This window comes from Rhodopseudomonas sp., assembly GCF_048594845.1.
Lineage (GTDB): Bacteria > Pseudomonadota > Alphaproteobacteria > Rhizobiales > Xanthobacteraceae > Rhodopseudomonas.
In genome coordinates this window covers 1-12,582 of the sequence record NZ_JBMDXE010000191.1, presented here as the reverse complement: position 1 = coordinate 12,582, position 12,582 = coordinate 1, and the positions used below count along the sequence as shown (strand labels likewise).

10 protein-coding genes and 1 pseudogene are annotated in these 12,582 nt (G+C 66.3%); 8 read left to right on the top strand and 3 right to left on the bottom strand.

What is annotated here, in order from left to right:
- Both ACOJTD_RS12270 and ACOJTD_RS12265 read right to left on the bottom strand, forming a co-directional pair.
- Positions 1 to 520, bottom strand: a pseudogene (locus ACOJTD_RS12270) (ornithine decarboxylase); the annotation flags it as partial.
- A gap of 754 nt (positions 521 to 1,274) precedes the next feature.
- Positions 1,275 to 1,535: a hypothetical protein gene (locus ACOJTD_RS12265; RefSeq protein WP_378387539.1), complete on the bottom strand. Its 261-nt coding sequence runs from the start codon at positions 1,533 to 1,535 to the stop codon at positions 1,275 to 1,277.
- Between ACOJTD_RS12265 and ACOJTD_RS12260 the strand changes: the two genes are divergently transcribed.
- The 7 genes from ACOJTD_RS12260 to ACOJTD_RS12230 all read left to right on the top strand — a co-directional run bounded on the left by ACOJTD_RS12260 (position 1,528) and on the right by ACOJTD_RS12230 (position 9,283).
- Positions 1,528 to 1,665, top strand: a complete 138-nt coding sequence (locus ACOJTD_RS12260) for a hypothetical protein (protein ID WP_420133187.1) — start codon at positions 1,528 to 1,530, stop codon at positions 1,663 to 1,665. The genes ACOJTD_RS12265 and ACOJTD_RS12260 overlap by 8 nt on opposite strands.
- Before the next feature lie 87 nt (positions 1,666 to 1,752).
- Positions 1,753 to 3,843, top strand: a complete 2,091-nt coding sequence (locus ACOJTD_RS12255) for a M3 family metallopeptidase (RefSeq protein WP_420133186.1) — start codon at positions 1,753 to 1,755, stop codon at positions 3,841 to 3,843.
- Between the two features lie 3 nt (positions 3,844 to 3,846).
- The gene (locus ACOJTD_RS12250) at positions 3,847 to 4,500 is read left to right on the top strand and encodes a DUF1007 family protein (protein WP_420133185.1); all 654 of its coding nucleotides are present in this window, start codon (positions 3,847 to 3,849) and stop codon (positions 4,498 to 4,500) included.
- 98 nt (positions 4,501 to 4,598) lie between these two features.
- A complete protein-coding gene (locus ACOJTD_RS12245) occupies positions 4,599 to 5,867 on the top strand; it encodes a nickel/cobalt transporter (RefSeq protein WP_420133184.1) in 1,269 nt (422 codons plus the stop codon).
- Positions 5,868 to 6,038: 171 nt separating this feature from the next.
- Positions 6,039 to 7,076, top strand: coding sequence for a ferrochelatase (gene hemH, locus ACOJTD_RS12240; protein WP_420133183.1), 1,038 nt, complete (start codon positions 6,039 to 6,041; stop codon positions 7,074 to 7,076).
- A gap of 412 nt (positions 7,077 to 7,488) precedes the next feature.
- Positions 7,489 to 8,475 (top strand): SPFH domain-containing protein, encoded by a 987-nt coding sequence (locus tag ACOJTD_RS12235; RefSeq protein WP_420133188.1) that lies wholly within the window; start codon positions 7,489 to 7,491, stop codon positions 8,473 to 8,475.
- A 346-nt stretch (positions 8,476 to 8,821) separates the two neighbouring features.
- The gene (locus ACOJTD_RS12230; RefSeq protein ID WP_420133182.1) at positions 8,822 to 9,283 is read left to right on the top strand and encodes an NfeD family protein; all 462 of its coding nucleotides are present in this window, start codon (positions 8,822 to 8,824) and stop codon (positions 9,281 to 9,283) included.
- A gap of 223 nt (positions 9,284 to 9,506) precedes the next feature.
- On the opposite strand, the gene ACOJTD_RS12225 is transcribed toward ACOJTD_RS12230, so the two are convergent.
- The gene (locus tag ACOJTD_RS12225) at positions 9,507 to 10,517 is read right to left on the bottom strand and encodes a KpsF/GutQ family sugar-phosphate isomerase (protein ID WP_420133181.1); all 1,011 of its coding nucleotides are present in this window, start codon (positions 10,515 to 10,517) and stop codon (positions 9,507 to 9,509) included.
- A gap of 236 nt (positions 10,518 to 10,753) precedes the next feature.
- Between ACOJTD_RS12225 and ACOJTD_RS12220 the strand changes: the two genes are divergently transcribed.
- Positions 10,754 to 12,460 carry an outer membrane beta-barrel protein gene (locus ACOJTD_RS12220; protein WP_420133180.1) on the top strand — a complete coding sequence of 569 codons (1,707 nt, stop codon included), beginning with the start codon at positions 10,754 to 10,756 and terminating at the stop codon, positions 12,458 to 12,460.
- Positions 12,461 to 12,582: the final 122 nt, after the last annotated feature.

Below are 12,582 nucleotides of genomic sequence, written 5' to 3'. Positions count from 1 at the left end.
AGGCTTCCAGGCCGAGACGCTTGGCGTTGTCGAGCACGTCCACCGCCATCTCCGGATCGCAGCCGAACTTGCGCGACAGCGGCCACTCGGCGCCGGCGCAATCGTACAGGATGCGGCAGAACACCTTCGAGCCGGGCGCCGAGCGCGCGATCTTCTCCACCTCGGGGGTGCAGTCGACCGAGAACAGGCGAATGCCGAGCTCGTAGGCGCGCGCGATGTCGCGCTCCTTCTTGATGGTGTTGCCGAACGAGATGCGGTCGGGCGTCGCGCCAGCGGCCATCGCCATCTGGATCTCCTGCACCGAGGCGCAGTCGAAGCACGAGCCGAGCGAGGCCAGCAGCGACAGCACTTCCGGCGCCGGGTTCGCCTTGATGGCGTAGAACACGCGGCTGTCCGGCAGCGCCCGGGCGAAGCTGGTGAAGTTGTCGCGCACGACGTCGAGATCGACGACCAGGCACGGCTCGACATCGAGACCCTGGGTGCGACGGTCGCGCAGAAATTCCCGAATACGTTCGGTCATGGCACTCTCCCAAACGCCCAGCGACGGACGCGTTCAACAGTGACGTCGGCCCGACGACTGCGGCGCCGTCACGCGATGGAGGCGCGACGAGCGATCAGCTCGGGTAGACAGTGCTGCCGTCGATTGGTTGGGAGTGATCCCGCCCGCTCGCCTGGCAATGAAGGACAAGCCTCTTCGGTATTCGCGCTGGCTGATGGAAAGCCAGCAGAGACCAAAAAAGCCCGCTCCGTCGTTGCTTTAAGTCGCGTCCCCCGTTGAGAGCGGGGTGCGCCGGTTCGCCTCCGGCTGCCGATCACGGTTGCAAGAGAAGAAGTTACCTTCAACGGCATCTCTTGAGAGAGATGCTGGCCGCTTTGATCTGACGATCGAACGACCCTCGGCTTCTTCATCCCTTGGCGGCTGTCCGGCCTCTTGTCCGGATACCTACCGATCGACACACGACCACAGGCACGTGCGAAATTGGGCAAGACGGGAGATAGGTGTTTCAGTCCGGGTCCGCAACAATTTTTTTGGCCGCCGCGGCGTTTTTTCCGACGTCGTTGCTCAGCGTTGCTAATGAGCCACGAACAACACGGCTCAACATGAACGTCTGTTCAAGATGACTAACAGCTGACGGTGTTTGCGGAGGCGTGCGGTCGCGCGCGCAGTCTCAGAAAATCGCTGTGCCACAGGCACAACTCACGCTTAGCGCGGAGTTTCGCGGGCCGAGGAGTGAAGATGGAGTTAACAGCGGCGGCTTCGCGCGGCTGCGTGCTCAGGAGCGCTTGAAGAACGGCTCGATGCGCTGCGCGTTGCGGATGAAGCCGGCCATCACGACGACGCCGAGGATGAACAGCACCGCCTGCAGGATATGCTCGGAGACAGTGTCGAGCCCGAACAGGATCGAGAGCGCCCAGCCGCCGGCGAAAGCAGCGCCGAACACCTCCGCGCCGATCAGGATGGCGGCGCTGATGACGGTGACGACACTCGGCCAGGCGATCTGGCGGGAGGCGGTCGGGGCGGAAGTCTTGCTCATCGGTCTCAAATCCTCTCGGGCGGCGCGCAATCTCTCCGAAAATGGCCGCCGCGGCAAGCGCAAGGCGATGATCCTGCAAAGTGTCAGCACTTGGGCGCTCAACCTGGGCGCCGGGCGCTGCGATGAATAATCGCGCGCCAGTCGGGCCGGATGGCGCAAAAAAGCCCCACCGGGTGCTATATGTTCGCAAGTCGCGACGCCAACGCAGGATTTCTTGATGTCTGAAGCTTCCGGACCGATTGCCGCAGCCCCGCGCGCGGACAATCCGCTGCTCGATGCCTGGACCACGCCATTTGAGACGCCGCCGTTCACCGCCATCACGCCGGAGCATTTCATGCCGGCGTTCGAGCAGGCCTTTGCGGATCATGCGGCGGAGATCGCCGCCATCACCCACGATCCGTCCGAGCCTGACTTCGACAACACCATCACGGCGCTGGAGCGCTCCGGCAAGCTGCTGAACCGCGTCGCGGCGGTGTTCTACGATCTGGTTTCGGCGCACTCCAATCCGGCGCTGCTGGAGATCGACAAGGAGGTGTCGCTGCGGATGGCGCGGCACTGGAATCCGATCATGATGAACGCGGTGCTGTTCGGCCGCATCGCCGCGCTGCGCGACAAGCGCAACGACCTGAACCTGACGCCCGAGCAGCAGCGGCTGCTGGAGCGCACCTACACCCGCTTCCACCGCTCCGGCGCTGGTCTCGACGACGCCGCCAAGGCGCGCATGGCGGAGATCAACGAGCAGCTGGCGCAGCTCGGCACCAATTTCAGCCACCATCTGCTCGGCGACGAGCAGGAGTGGTTCATGGAACTGGGCGAGGGCGACACCGAGGGCCTGCCGGCCAGCTTCGTCACCGCCGCCAAGGCCGCGGCGGACGAACGCGGCATGCCCGGCAAGGCGGTGATCACGTTGTCGCGCTCCTCGGTCGAGCCGTTCCTGAAGATGTCGAGCCGCCGCGACCTGCGCGAGAAGGTGTATCGCGCCTTCATCGCCCGCGGCGACAACGGCAACGCCAACGACAACAACGCGCTGATCGGCGACATCCTGAAGCTGCGCGAGGAGAGCGCCAAGCTGCTCGGCTATCCGACCTTCGCGGCCTATCGGCTCGCCGATTCGATGGCCAAGACTCCCGAGGCGGTGCGCGGCCTGCTCGAGCGGGTGTGGAAGCCGGCGCGCGCCCGCGCGCTCGCCGACCGCGACGCGCTGCAGGAGCTGGTCGCCGAGGAAGGCGGCAACTTCAAGCTGGCACCTTGGGACTGGCGCTATTACGCCGAGAAGCTGCGCCAGCGCCGCGCCAATTTCGACGACGCGGCGATCAAGCCGTATCTGTCGCTCGACAACATGATCGCCGCCTCGTTCGACACCGCAACCCGGCTGTTCGGCGTCACCTTCGAGGAGCGCAAGGACGTCGCGGTGTGGCACCCGGACGTGCGCGTCTGGGAAGTGAAGGACGCCGATGGCGCTCATCGCGGCCTGTTCTACGGCGATTACTACGCCCGGCCGTCGAAGCGCTCCGGCGCCTGGATGACTTCGCTGCGCGACCAGCAGAAGCTCGACGGCAATGTCTCGCCGCTGATCATCAACGTCTGCAACTTCGCCAAGGGCGCGGGCGACGAGCCGTCGCTGCTGTCGCCCGACGATGCCCGCACGCTGTTCCATGAATTCGGTCACGGCCTGCACGGCATGCTGAGCGACGTCACCTATCCGTCGCTGTCGGGCACCAGCGTGTTCACCGACTTCGTCGAGCTGCCGTCGCAGCTGTACGAGCACTGGCAGGAGCAGCCGCAGGTGCTGCAGCAGTTCGCCCGCCACTACCAGACCGGCGAGCCGCTGCCCGACGATCTGCTGAAGCGCTTCATTGCCGCGCGAAAGTTCAACCAGGGCTTTGCCACGGTGGAGTTCGTGTCGTCGGCGCTGCTCGACCTGGAGTTCCACACCCAGCCGGCCGCGAGCGTCGGCGAGGTCCGCGCGTTCGAACAGCGCGAGCTCGCCAAGATCGGCATGCCCGAGGAGATCGCGATGCGGCACCGGCCGACCCAGTTCGGCCACATCTTCTCCGGCGATCACTACGCCTCGGGCTACTACAGCTACATGTGGAGCGAAGTGATGGATGCCGACGCCTTCGGCGCGTTCGAGGAGGCCGGCAACATCTTCGATCCGGCCGTCGCCAAGCGGCTGCGCGACGACATCTATTCGTCCGGCGGTTCGCGCGATCCAGAGGAAGCCTACATCGCCTTCCGCGGCCGCGCCCCCGAGCCCGACGCCTTGCTCCGCCGCCGCGGCCTGCTCGACACCCCGGAGGCCGCGTAGCCCATGTTCGGCTGGCTTCGCCTCGCCGCGCTCCGGTCGGTGTTGGTCGCTGCGCTGACGCTCACCGCCGGCGTCGCCGCCGCCCACGCCCACCCCCACGTCTGGATCACCGCCACCAGCGAGCTGGTGTACGGGCCAGACGGTTCGTTCACCGGCGTGCGTCATGCCTGGGCGTTCGACGACATGTTCTCGACCTATGCGCTGCAGGGCATCGAGACCAAGCAGAAGGGCGTCTACACCCGCGAGGATCTCGCGCCGCTGGCGCAGACCAATGTCGAGTCGCTGAAGGAATTCGCCTATTTCACCTTCGCCAAGGTGAACGGCAAGAAGCAGAAGTTCGGCGAGCCGGTCGACTACTATCTGACCCACAAGGACGGCGTGCTGATGCTGCACTTCTATCTGCCGCTGAAGACGCCGGTGAAGAGCCCCGAGCTCGCGGTCGAAGTGTTCGACCCGACCTACTTCATCGACTTCACCTTCGCCGAGAAGGATCCGATCAAGCTCGCCGGTGCGCCGGCCGGCTGCAGCTTCCAGTTCCAGCGCCCGTCCGACGGCAGCGCCAACGCGCAGCGGATGTCCGAGGACAACTTCCTGAACGGCGATAATTCGAACTACGGCGCGATGTTCGCCAACAAGATCGAGGTCAAGTGCCCGTGATGGAGCCGAAACGAGACGTTACGTCGGATCATCAGCACAGAGCCAGCTCCGTCATTGCTAGCGGAGCGAAGCAATCCAGCGCAATGCACCGGGCTGGATTGCTTCGCTTCGCTCGCCATGACGGGGCGGGGTGGTCGCTCTCGACGCTGGCGTTTCTCTGCCTCGCGCTGCTCGCCGCCGGTGTCCTCGCCGACGCCACCTTGCACGCCGCCTTCGCGCAAAATCCCTTCGGCGCTCCCAAGTCCGCGCCCGAGCCGCAAGCCGGCGGCGTCATCGGTTGGCTGCTGGCGCAGCAGTCGGCGTTCTACAAGCAGATGTCGGCGACGATCCGGGCCGCGAAAGCCGACGGCACCGCGGTCTGGACGCTGCTCGGCATTTCGTTCGCCTACGGCATCTTTCACGCCGCCGGCCCCGGCCACGGCAAGGCGGTGATCTCGTCCTACATGATCGCCAACGAGGAAACCGCGCGGCGCGGCGTCGTGCTGTCGTTCGTTTCGGCGATGCTGCAGGCGCTGGTCGCGGTGCTGATCGTCGGCGTCTGCGCCTGGCTGCTCAACGCCACCGCCAAGACGATGTGCAGCGCCGAGCGGGTCATTGAGATCGCCAGCTACGGCCTGATCGCGGCGTTCGGCGCGCGGCTGGTGTGGAGCAAGGGCGGCGGCTTCTTCCGCGCACTGCAGGCCACGACGCGCCGCTCCGGCCTCGCGCTCGCCCCAGCGCCCGCGCTGGCGCATGCGGGACACACGCCACACGCTCACGCGCATCACGACCATGATCATCCCCATGATCACGGCCACAGCCACGCCCTGCAGGCCCATACCGGGCACGACCATCAGCACGGCCACGATCATGGCCATGCCCACGGCCACGATCATCATCATGGTCACGACCACGGCCATGACCACCATCATCACGGGCATGATCATCACGGCCACGACCATCACGATCATGCGCATCATCACCATGCCCATGACGAAACGTGCAGCCAGTGCTCGCACGGGCCCGATCCGTCGGAACTCGCCGGCCCGGACGGCTGGCGGCGCGGGCTTGGCGCAGTGCTGACGGTCGGCATCCGGCCCTGCTCGGGCGCCATCCTGGTCTTGGTGTTCGCGCTGGCGCAGAACCTGTTCTGGGCCGGCGTCGCCGCCACCTTCATGATGGGGCTCGGCACCTTCATCACGGTCGCGACCATCGCCAGCATCGCGGTCTCGGCCAAGGGCGTGGCGAAGCGGCTGGCGGCCGGTCAGGCCGGCAGCGGCGCGCTGGTGATGCGCGGCATCGAATTCGGCGCTGCCGGGCTGGTGCTGCTGTTCGGCATCGGACTTTTACTGGGTTACGTGGCGGCCGAACGTGTGACCTGTCTTTAACCAGCCGGGTCGTAACGTCGGACAGGTCGGGACGATGTCGGGACGCACCCGTTGTGGTTCGGCGATCGGACCCTAACTACCGAGTCAGCCGACAAGCGCGTTGATCGCACGCCCCGCAGTCATCGCGTCGTCTTGACAACGATAGGCCAAAGCGCGAAGCCAACCAGCATCATGACGGTGATTGTTCCCATCCACGGTCCCGCGCCCGTTCCGGCCCCCGAGCCCGAGCGCGTCGGCGTGCTGCTGGTCAATCTCGGCACCCCGGACACCTGCGATACCAAGGGTGTGCGGATCTATCTGCGCGAGTTCCTGTCGGATCCCCGGGTGATCGAAAACCAGGGCATCTTCTGGAAGCTGGCGCTGAACGGCATCATTCTGAACACCCGTCCGGCCCGCAAGGCCAAGGACTATCAGAAGATCTGGAACACCGAAAAAAACGAGTCACCGCTCAAGACCATCACCCGCGCCCAGGCCGAGAAGCTCGGCGCCTCGCTGGCCGGCCGCAGCCATCTGATGGTCGATTGGGCGATGCGTTACGGCAACCCGTCGATGCGCGACCGGATTGAGGCGCTGATGCGCCACGGCTGCACGCGCCTGCTGGTGGTGCCGCTGTATCCGCAATACTCGGCGGCGACCTCCGCCACGGTGTGCGACCAGGCGTTTCGCGTGCTGCGCGAACTGCGCGCCCAGCCGACGCTGCGGGTCACGCCGCCGTATTTCCGCGACGTCGCCTATATCGACGCGCTGGCGAACTCGATCAACAAGCACCTCGCGACGCTGCCGTTCGAGCCCGAGATGATCGTGGCCTCGTTCCACGGCATGCCGCAGTCCTACATCGAAAAGGGCGATCCTTATCAGAAGCAATGCGTCGCCACCGTCGAGGCGCTGCGTGAGCGGATGGGCCTGGACGACAAGAAGCTGCTGCTGACCTTCCAGTCGCGCTTCGGCTTCAACGAGTGGCTGCAGCCCTACACCGACAAGACCATCGAGAAGCTCGCCAAGGACGGCGTCCGCAAGCTCGCGGTGGTGATGCCGGGCTTCGCCGCCGACTGCCTCGAGACGCTTGAAGAAATCGCGCAGGAGAATTGCGAGATCTTCCTGCACAATGGCGGCAAGGAATTCTCCGCCATCCCCTGCCTCAACGACAGCGACGACGGCATCGACGTCATCCATCAGCTGGTGATGCGCGAGCTGCAAGGCTGGTTGTAAAAGCTGGCCGCAGCGGCTGCTGACAGAGCCGCTCGTTCTCGATGGATTCAAACTGCATTTCGACACGGTGCCGTCATCCTGAGGTGCCCGCAGGGCCGCGCTCAGCGCGGCGCGGCGGGCCTCGAAGGATGAGCCGCAGGGGCACCTTGGCCGCATCCTTCGAGGCGCGCTACGCGCGCACCTCAGGATGACGACTCTGTGCTTGAGGACGTTTCGATCGATCTGATGTCATGCTCCAGCGGCCATAAACGCCGCAGCCGCAGCGCTCGCTTTCGCCGCGCTCGAACCTTACAATCCTGAGCAACGACCCATGGCGGTTCGACCGCCGATTTCGCCGCGCGGGCGAGCGCATCGCCGTCACCGCGCCGGCATCCGCGCGCGGGCGGCCTCCAGGAGACGCTGAATGTACAATCTGTCCGGTTTCGATATCTTCTCCATCCTGATCGTGCTGCTGGTGATCCTGACGCTGTTCGCCGGGGTCAAGACGGTGCCGCAGGGCTACAACTGGACGATCGAGCGGTTCGGCAAATTCACCCGCACGCTGTCGCCGGGCCTCAATCTGATCATCCCGTATTTCGATCGCGTCGGTCGCAAGATGAACGTGATGGAGCAGGTGCTGGAGATCCCGCAGCAGGAAGTCATCACCAAGGACAATGCCAGCGTGACGGCGGACGGCGTCGCGTTCTTCCAGGTGTTCGACGCCGCCAAGGCGAGCTACGAGGTCGCCAATCTGGAGCAGGGCATCATCGTGCTGACGATGACCAACATCCGCTCGGTGATGGGCTCGATGGATCTCGACCAGGTGCTGTCGCATCGCGACGAGATCAACGAGCGGCTGCTGCGCGTCGTCGACGCCGCGGTGTCGCCGTGGGGCGTCAAGGTCAACCGCATCGAGATCAAGGACATCGTGCCGCCGGCCGATCTGGTCGAGGCGATGGGCCGGCAGATGAAGGCCGAGCGCGTCAAGCGCGCCGACATCCTGCAGGCCGAAGGCGCGCGGCAGTCGGAGATCCTGCGGGCCGAGGGCGCCAAGCAGGGCCAGATCCTACAGGCCGAAGGCCGCCGCGAAGCCGCGTTCCGCGACGCCGAAGCGCGCGAGCGAAGTGCCGAGGCCGAAGCGCGCGCCACCCAGATGGTCAGCGAAGCGATCGGCAAGGGCGACGTCGCGGCGCTGAACTACTTCATCGCCGACAAATACATCAAGGCGTTCGGGCAGCTCGCCGATGCGCCGAACCAGAAGGTGATCATGCTGCCGGTGGAGGCGATGAGCATGCTCGGCTCGCTTGCCGGCATCGGCGAGATCGCCAAGGCCACCTTCGGCGAAAGCGCCGCCTCCGCCCAAGCCGCCGCCCGCCGCGGCGGCTCGGTGCCGCCGGCGGGACCGACGAAGACGTCGTAAGCGCTAAGCCGAACGCAAAGCCCATTGCGAAGCATCGTTCTCTCCACTCGTCATGCCCGGGCTCTTCCCGGGCATCCACGCCTTGCAGCCTCAGTTGCGACAAAGGCGTGGATGGCCGGGCCTTCGCCGCGCCGAAGCGGCTACGACCGCGCAGGCGGGACAAGCCCGGCCATGACGGGGATAGGCAGTTGCGACACCAGGCGTCCGAGCAAGGCCGACCACCTCGCCGTGTCATTGCGAAGAGGCGAAGCCGACGAAGCAATCCAGAAGCCCCGTGCACGTCGCTGGATTGCTTCGCTTCGCTCGCAATGACGGGCTACACTGAGCGCCTCTGCAAGGTGCGACCATGATCGATATTCTGAATTCGCTCGGCGCCTGGAACTGGCTGATCGCCGGCTTCATCCTGATGGCGCTGGAGCTGCTGGCTCCGGGGATCTTCCTGTTCTGGCTCGGCCTCGCGGCGCTGCTGACCGGCCTCGCGACATTTACGTTCGGGGCCGCCTTTGCGCTGTCCTGGCAGGCGCAGTTCCTGCTGTTCGCTGTGCTGGCGATCGCCGCGGTGCCGCTGTGGCGGCGGATGGCGCGTGGCGGCGAGGCCGAATCCAACGCCACCAACCCGTTCCTCAACCGCCGCACCGATGCGCTGGTCGGCCGCGAGTTCACGCTGGAAAAGCCGATCGTCGGCGGCGTCGGCACGGTGCGGATCGACGACACCTTCTGGCGCGTCACCGGCCCGGATGCCCCGGCGGGGAGCCGCGTGAAGATCGTGCAGGCCGACGGGGTGAATCTGATCGTAGCGGCGGCGTAGCCGTCTTCCTGATCGTCAGGGCAGTGCGGAGGTCTTGGGCCTTCGCCTCACACCCGGCGTTATCCTGAGGCGCCGCCGCGCAGCGGCGGCCTCGAAGGATGGGCACAGGGGAGCATGCGCCGGCTAGCGCGTCCGCATCCTTCGAGGCTCGCCCTCACGGGCGAGCACCTCAGGATGACGGCGCAGAATGCGGGGAGATCCCGAACCGACTGGCGTGAGGCCCCTAAGCCACCCCGGCCCGCAGCAGGTCGTGCAGATGCACGATGCCGACCGGCTTCTTGCCTTCGGTGACCAGCAGCGCGGTGATCTTCGAGGAGTTCAGCAGCTCGAGCGTCTCGCCCGCCAGCAGGTTGGGGCTGATCGTCTTCGGGCGCTTGGTCATCACCTCGTCGACCGTGGCGGTCATCAGGTCCGGGCGCATGTGGCGGCGGAGGTCGCCGTCGGTGACGATGCCGGCGATCGCGCCGTTGCCGTCGACAATGCCGACACAGCCGAACCCCTTGGCGGACATTTCGACCAGCGCGTCCGACATCTTGGTGCCGAGCGGCTTCAGCGGGATGGCGTCGCCGGTGTGCATCAGGTCGCGGGCGTATTTCAGCATCGCGCCGAGCTTGCCGCCCGGATGCAGCACGCTGAAATCGGTCGAGGTGAAGCCGCGGCTCTCCAAGAGCGCGATCGCGATCGCGTCGCCGAGCGCCAGCATCATCAGCGACGAGGTGGTCGGCGCCAGATTGTGCGGGCAGGCCTCGCGCGCCTTCGGCAGCGTCAGGGCGATCTCGGCCGCCTGCGCCAGCGTCGAGTTGGCATCCGAGGTCATGGCGATCAGCGCGATCTTGAAGCGCTTGGCGTAGCTGATCAGGTTCTTCATTTCCGGCTGCTCGCCGGACCACGACATCGCCAGGATGACGTCGTCGGCGGTGATCATGCCGAGATCGCCATGGCTGGCTTCGGAAGCGTGGACGAAGAACGCCGGCGTGCCGGTGGAGGCGAAGGTCGCGGCGATCTTGCGGCCGATATGTCCGGACTTGCCGAGGCCGGTGATGATCAGGCGGCCCTTGCCGGTCTGGATCATCTCGACGGCGGCCACGAAGGCCGCGCCGAGGTCGCCGCGCAGCGCCGCGGCCAGCGCGGTAACGCCCTCGGCTTCGGACTCCAGCGTGCGCAGGGCCGAGGGAATGGCGGCAGCGGACTCGGTCATCGCGGTTTTCGTGGTGCGGGGTTTGGAAAGAGCCATCGGGGTCCCGAATCCTCAGCCAGTGAGCGACCGGCGTCTTCCTAGCATGCCACGGTACGGGAAGCGACGCGCCCAGATACCTCTCGGAAAGGTTCTCAACCGATCGTTGGGGGCGTTTCTCAACCCCTCCTTAACCATAAATGTTTTTACTCCATTAACGATGATCCGTCCCGAGGGCGCTCCCCAAGGTCCGGTTCCTTGCCACAACATATTGTTTTCGCAGAGGTTTTTCGACCGTGACGGCGTCGTCAGCAACGGGCCCCTTCCGCCGCGCGGCCTGGCTGCGGGCGGCGACGGCGTGCCTGCTGGCCGGCACGGCCGGGCATGCGCAGGCGCAAAGCCTGACCCGCGACCTGTTCACGCCGCAGCGCGGCGCCTTCGTGTCCCAGCAGGACCGGCCGCTGCAGCCCACCCAGGCACAGACAGCGCGCGCGCCCCGCCAGGCCGATCCCTACGATACCGACGACATGCGCGGCAGCCGGGGGGCGCCCTCCCGGCTCGGCGCCGCGCCGGAATTCGGCCTACAGCGGCCGAGCCTCGGTGCATCCGGCACCGGCTATGACGCGCTCGGCCGCAAGCGGCAGCAGCCGAAGCTGCGCCCCGGCGCGCCCCGCCCGAAATCGGCCGGTCCCGGCTCCCCGGTGCTGACGCCTGCGCCGCCGCCGGCCCGCCCGCTGCCGCCGTCGCAGGCGGCCGCCAAACTGCCGGTCGCTGCGACCTTCAACGGCACGCTGCCCGGTCAGCCGCTGCGCCGCCGGCTCAAGGCCGACGACGATCCGTTCGGTCCGGTCGGCGACTATGCGGGCAGCTTCCTGATCAAGGGCGCGCTCGAACTCAACGGCGGCTACGACAGCAATCCGGGCCGCATCGCGACCCCGCAGGCCTCCGGCTTCTACAAGGTGTCGCCCGAACTGATGGTGACGTCGGACTGGGACCGCCACGCGCTGGTCGCCGATCTGCGCGGCTCCTTCACCGGCTACGGCCACGACTTCAACAATCCGGGCAGCGGCGTCACCTCGGCGCCGCGCAATCTCGATCGGCCGGATTTCGACGGCCATATCGACGGCCGCATCGACGTCTCGCGGGATACGAGACTGCTCGGCCAGGGCCGCGTGATCGTCGGCACCGACAATCCCGGCAGCCCGAACAACGCGTTCGGCCTGCAGAAATTCCCGATCTATACGCAGACCGGCGTGTCCGGCGGCATCGATCAGAATTTCAACCGGCTGCAGGTCACGGCGATCGGCAGCGCCGACCGCCGCACCTATCAGCAGTCGGTATTCACCGACGGCAGCACCGAGCCCAACAACGATCGTAACTTCAACCAATATGCCGGCACCGGACGCGTCAGCTACGAGGTGCTGCCGTGGCTGAAGCCGTTCGTCGAAGGTCAGGCGGATACGCGCACGCACGACACCGCGGTCGACCGCTACGGCTACATGCGCGACAGCAACGGCGGCTACGTCAAGGGCGGCACCAGCTTCGAGCTGACGCGGCTGCTCACGGGCGAAGCCTCGATCGGCTGGGCCGCGCGGACCTACAGCGATCCGCGGCTGCTCAAGCTCGAGGGCCTGCTCACCAGCGCGTCGCTGATCTGGACCGTCACGCCGCTGACCAAATTCAAGCTCGGCGCCGACACCACCATCGACGAGTCGCCGCTCGCCGGCGTCTCCGGCGTGCTCACCCGCACCTACACGGCCGAAGTCGACCACGATTTCCGCCGCTGGCTGACCGCGGTCGGCAAGTTCACCTATGCGACCTACGACTATCAGGGCTCCGGCCGCAGCGACCGCTTCAATTCGCTCGAGGGCAATCTGATCTACAAGATGAGCCGCCAGCTCTGGGTCAAGGGCACGCTACGCCGCGACCAGCTCGACTCCAACGTCGCCGGCGGCAGCTACAACGCCACCGTGGTGATGCTCGGCGTGCGTCTGCAGAACTGAGTTTGATCCAAGCCTCTCCCCGCGTCGCAGCGCGCTCCCTCTCCCGCTTGCGGGAGAAGGCTGGGGTGAGGGCGACACGCACTCAGTGCCCGCTATCGACTATACGTGCACGTTGGTCTCCG

Bases quoted from the DNA above. Each gene is read 5' to 3' on its own strand.
- ACOJTD_RS12265 (WP_378387539.1), bottom strand. From the start codon at position 1,535: ATGAGCAAGACTTCCGCCCCGACCGCCTCCCGCCAGATCGCCTGGCCG.
- ACOJTD_RS12255 (WP_420133186.1), top strand. From the start codon at position 1,753: ATGTCTGAAGCTTCCGGACCGATTGCCGCAGCCCCGCGCGCGGACAAT.
- hemH (WP_420133183.1), top strand. From the start codon at position 6,039: ATGACGGTGATTGTTCCCATCCACGGTCCCGCGCCCGTTCCGGCCCCC.
- ACOJTD_RS12230 (WP_420133182.1), top strand. From the start codon at position 8,822: ATGATCGATATTCTGAATTCGCTCGGCGCCTGGAACTGGCTGATCGCC.
- ACOJTD_RS12225 (WP_420133181.1), bottom strand. From the start codon at position 10,517: ATGGCTCTTTCCAAACCCCGCACCACGAAAACCGCGATGACCGAGTCC.
- ACOJTD_RS12250 (WP_420133185.1), top strand. From the start codon at position 3,847: ATGTTCGGCTGGCTTCGCCTCGCCGCGCTCCGGTCGGTGTTGGTCGCT.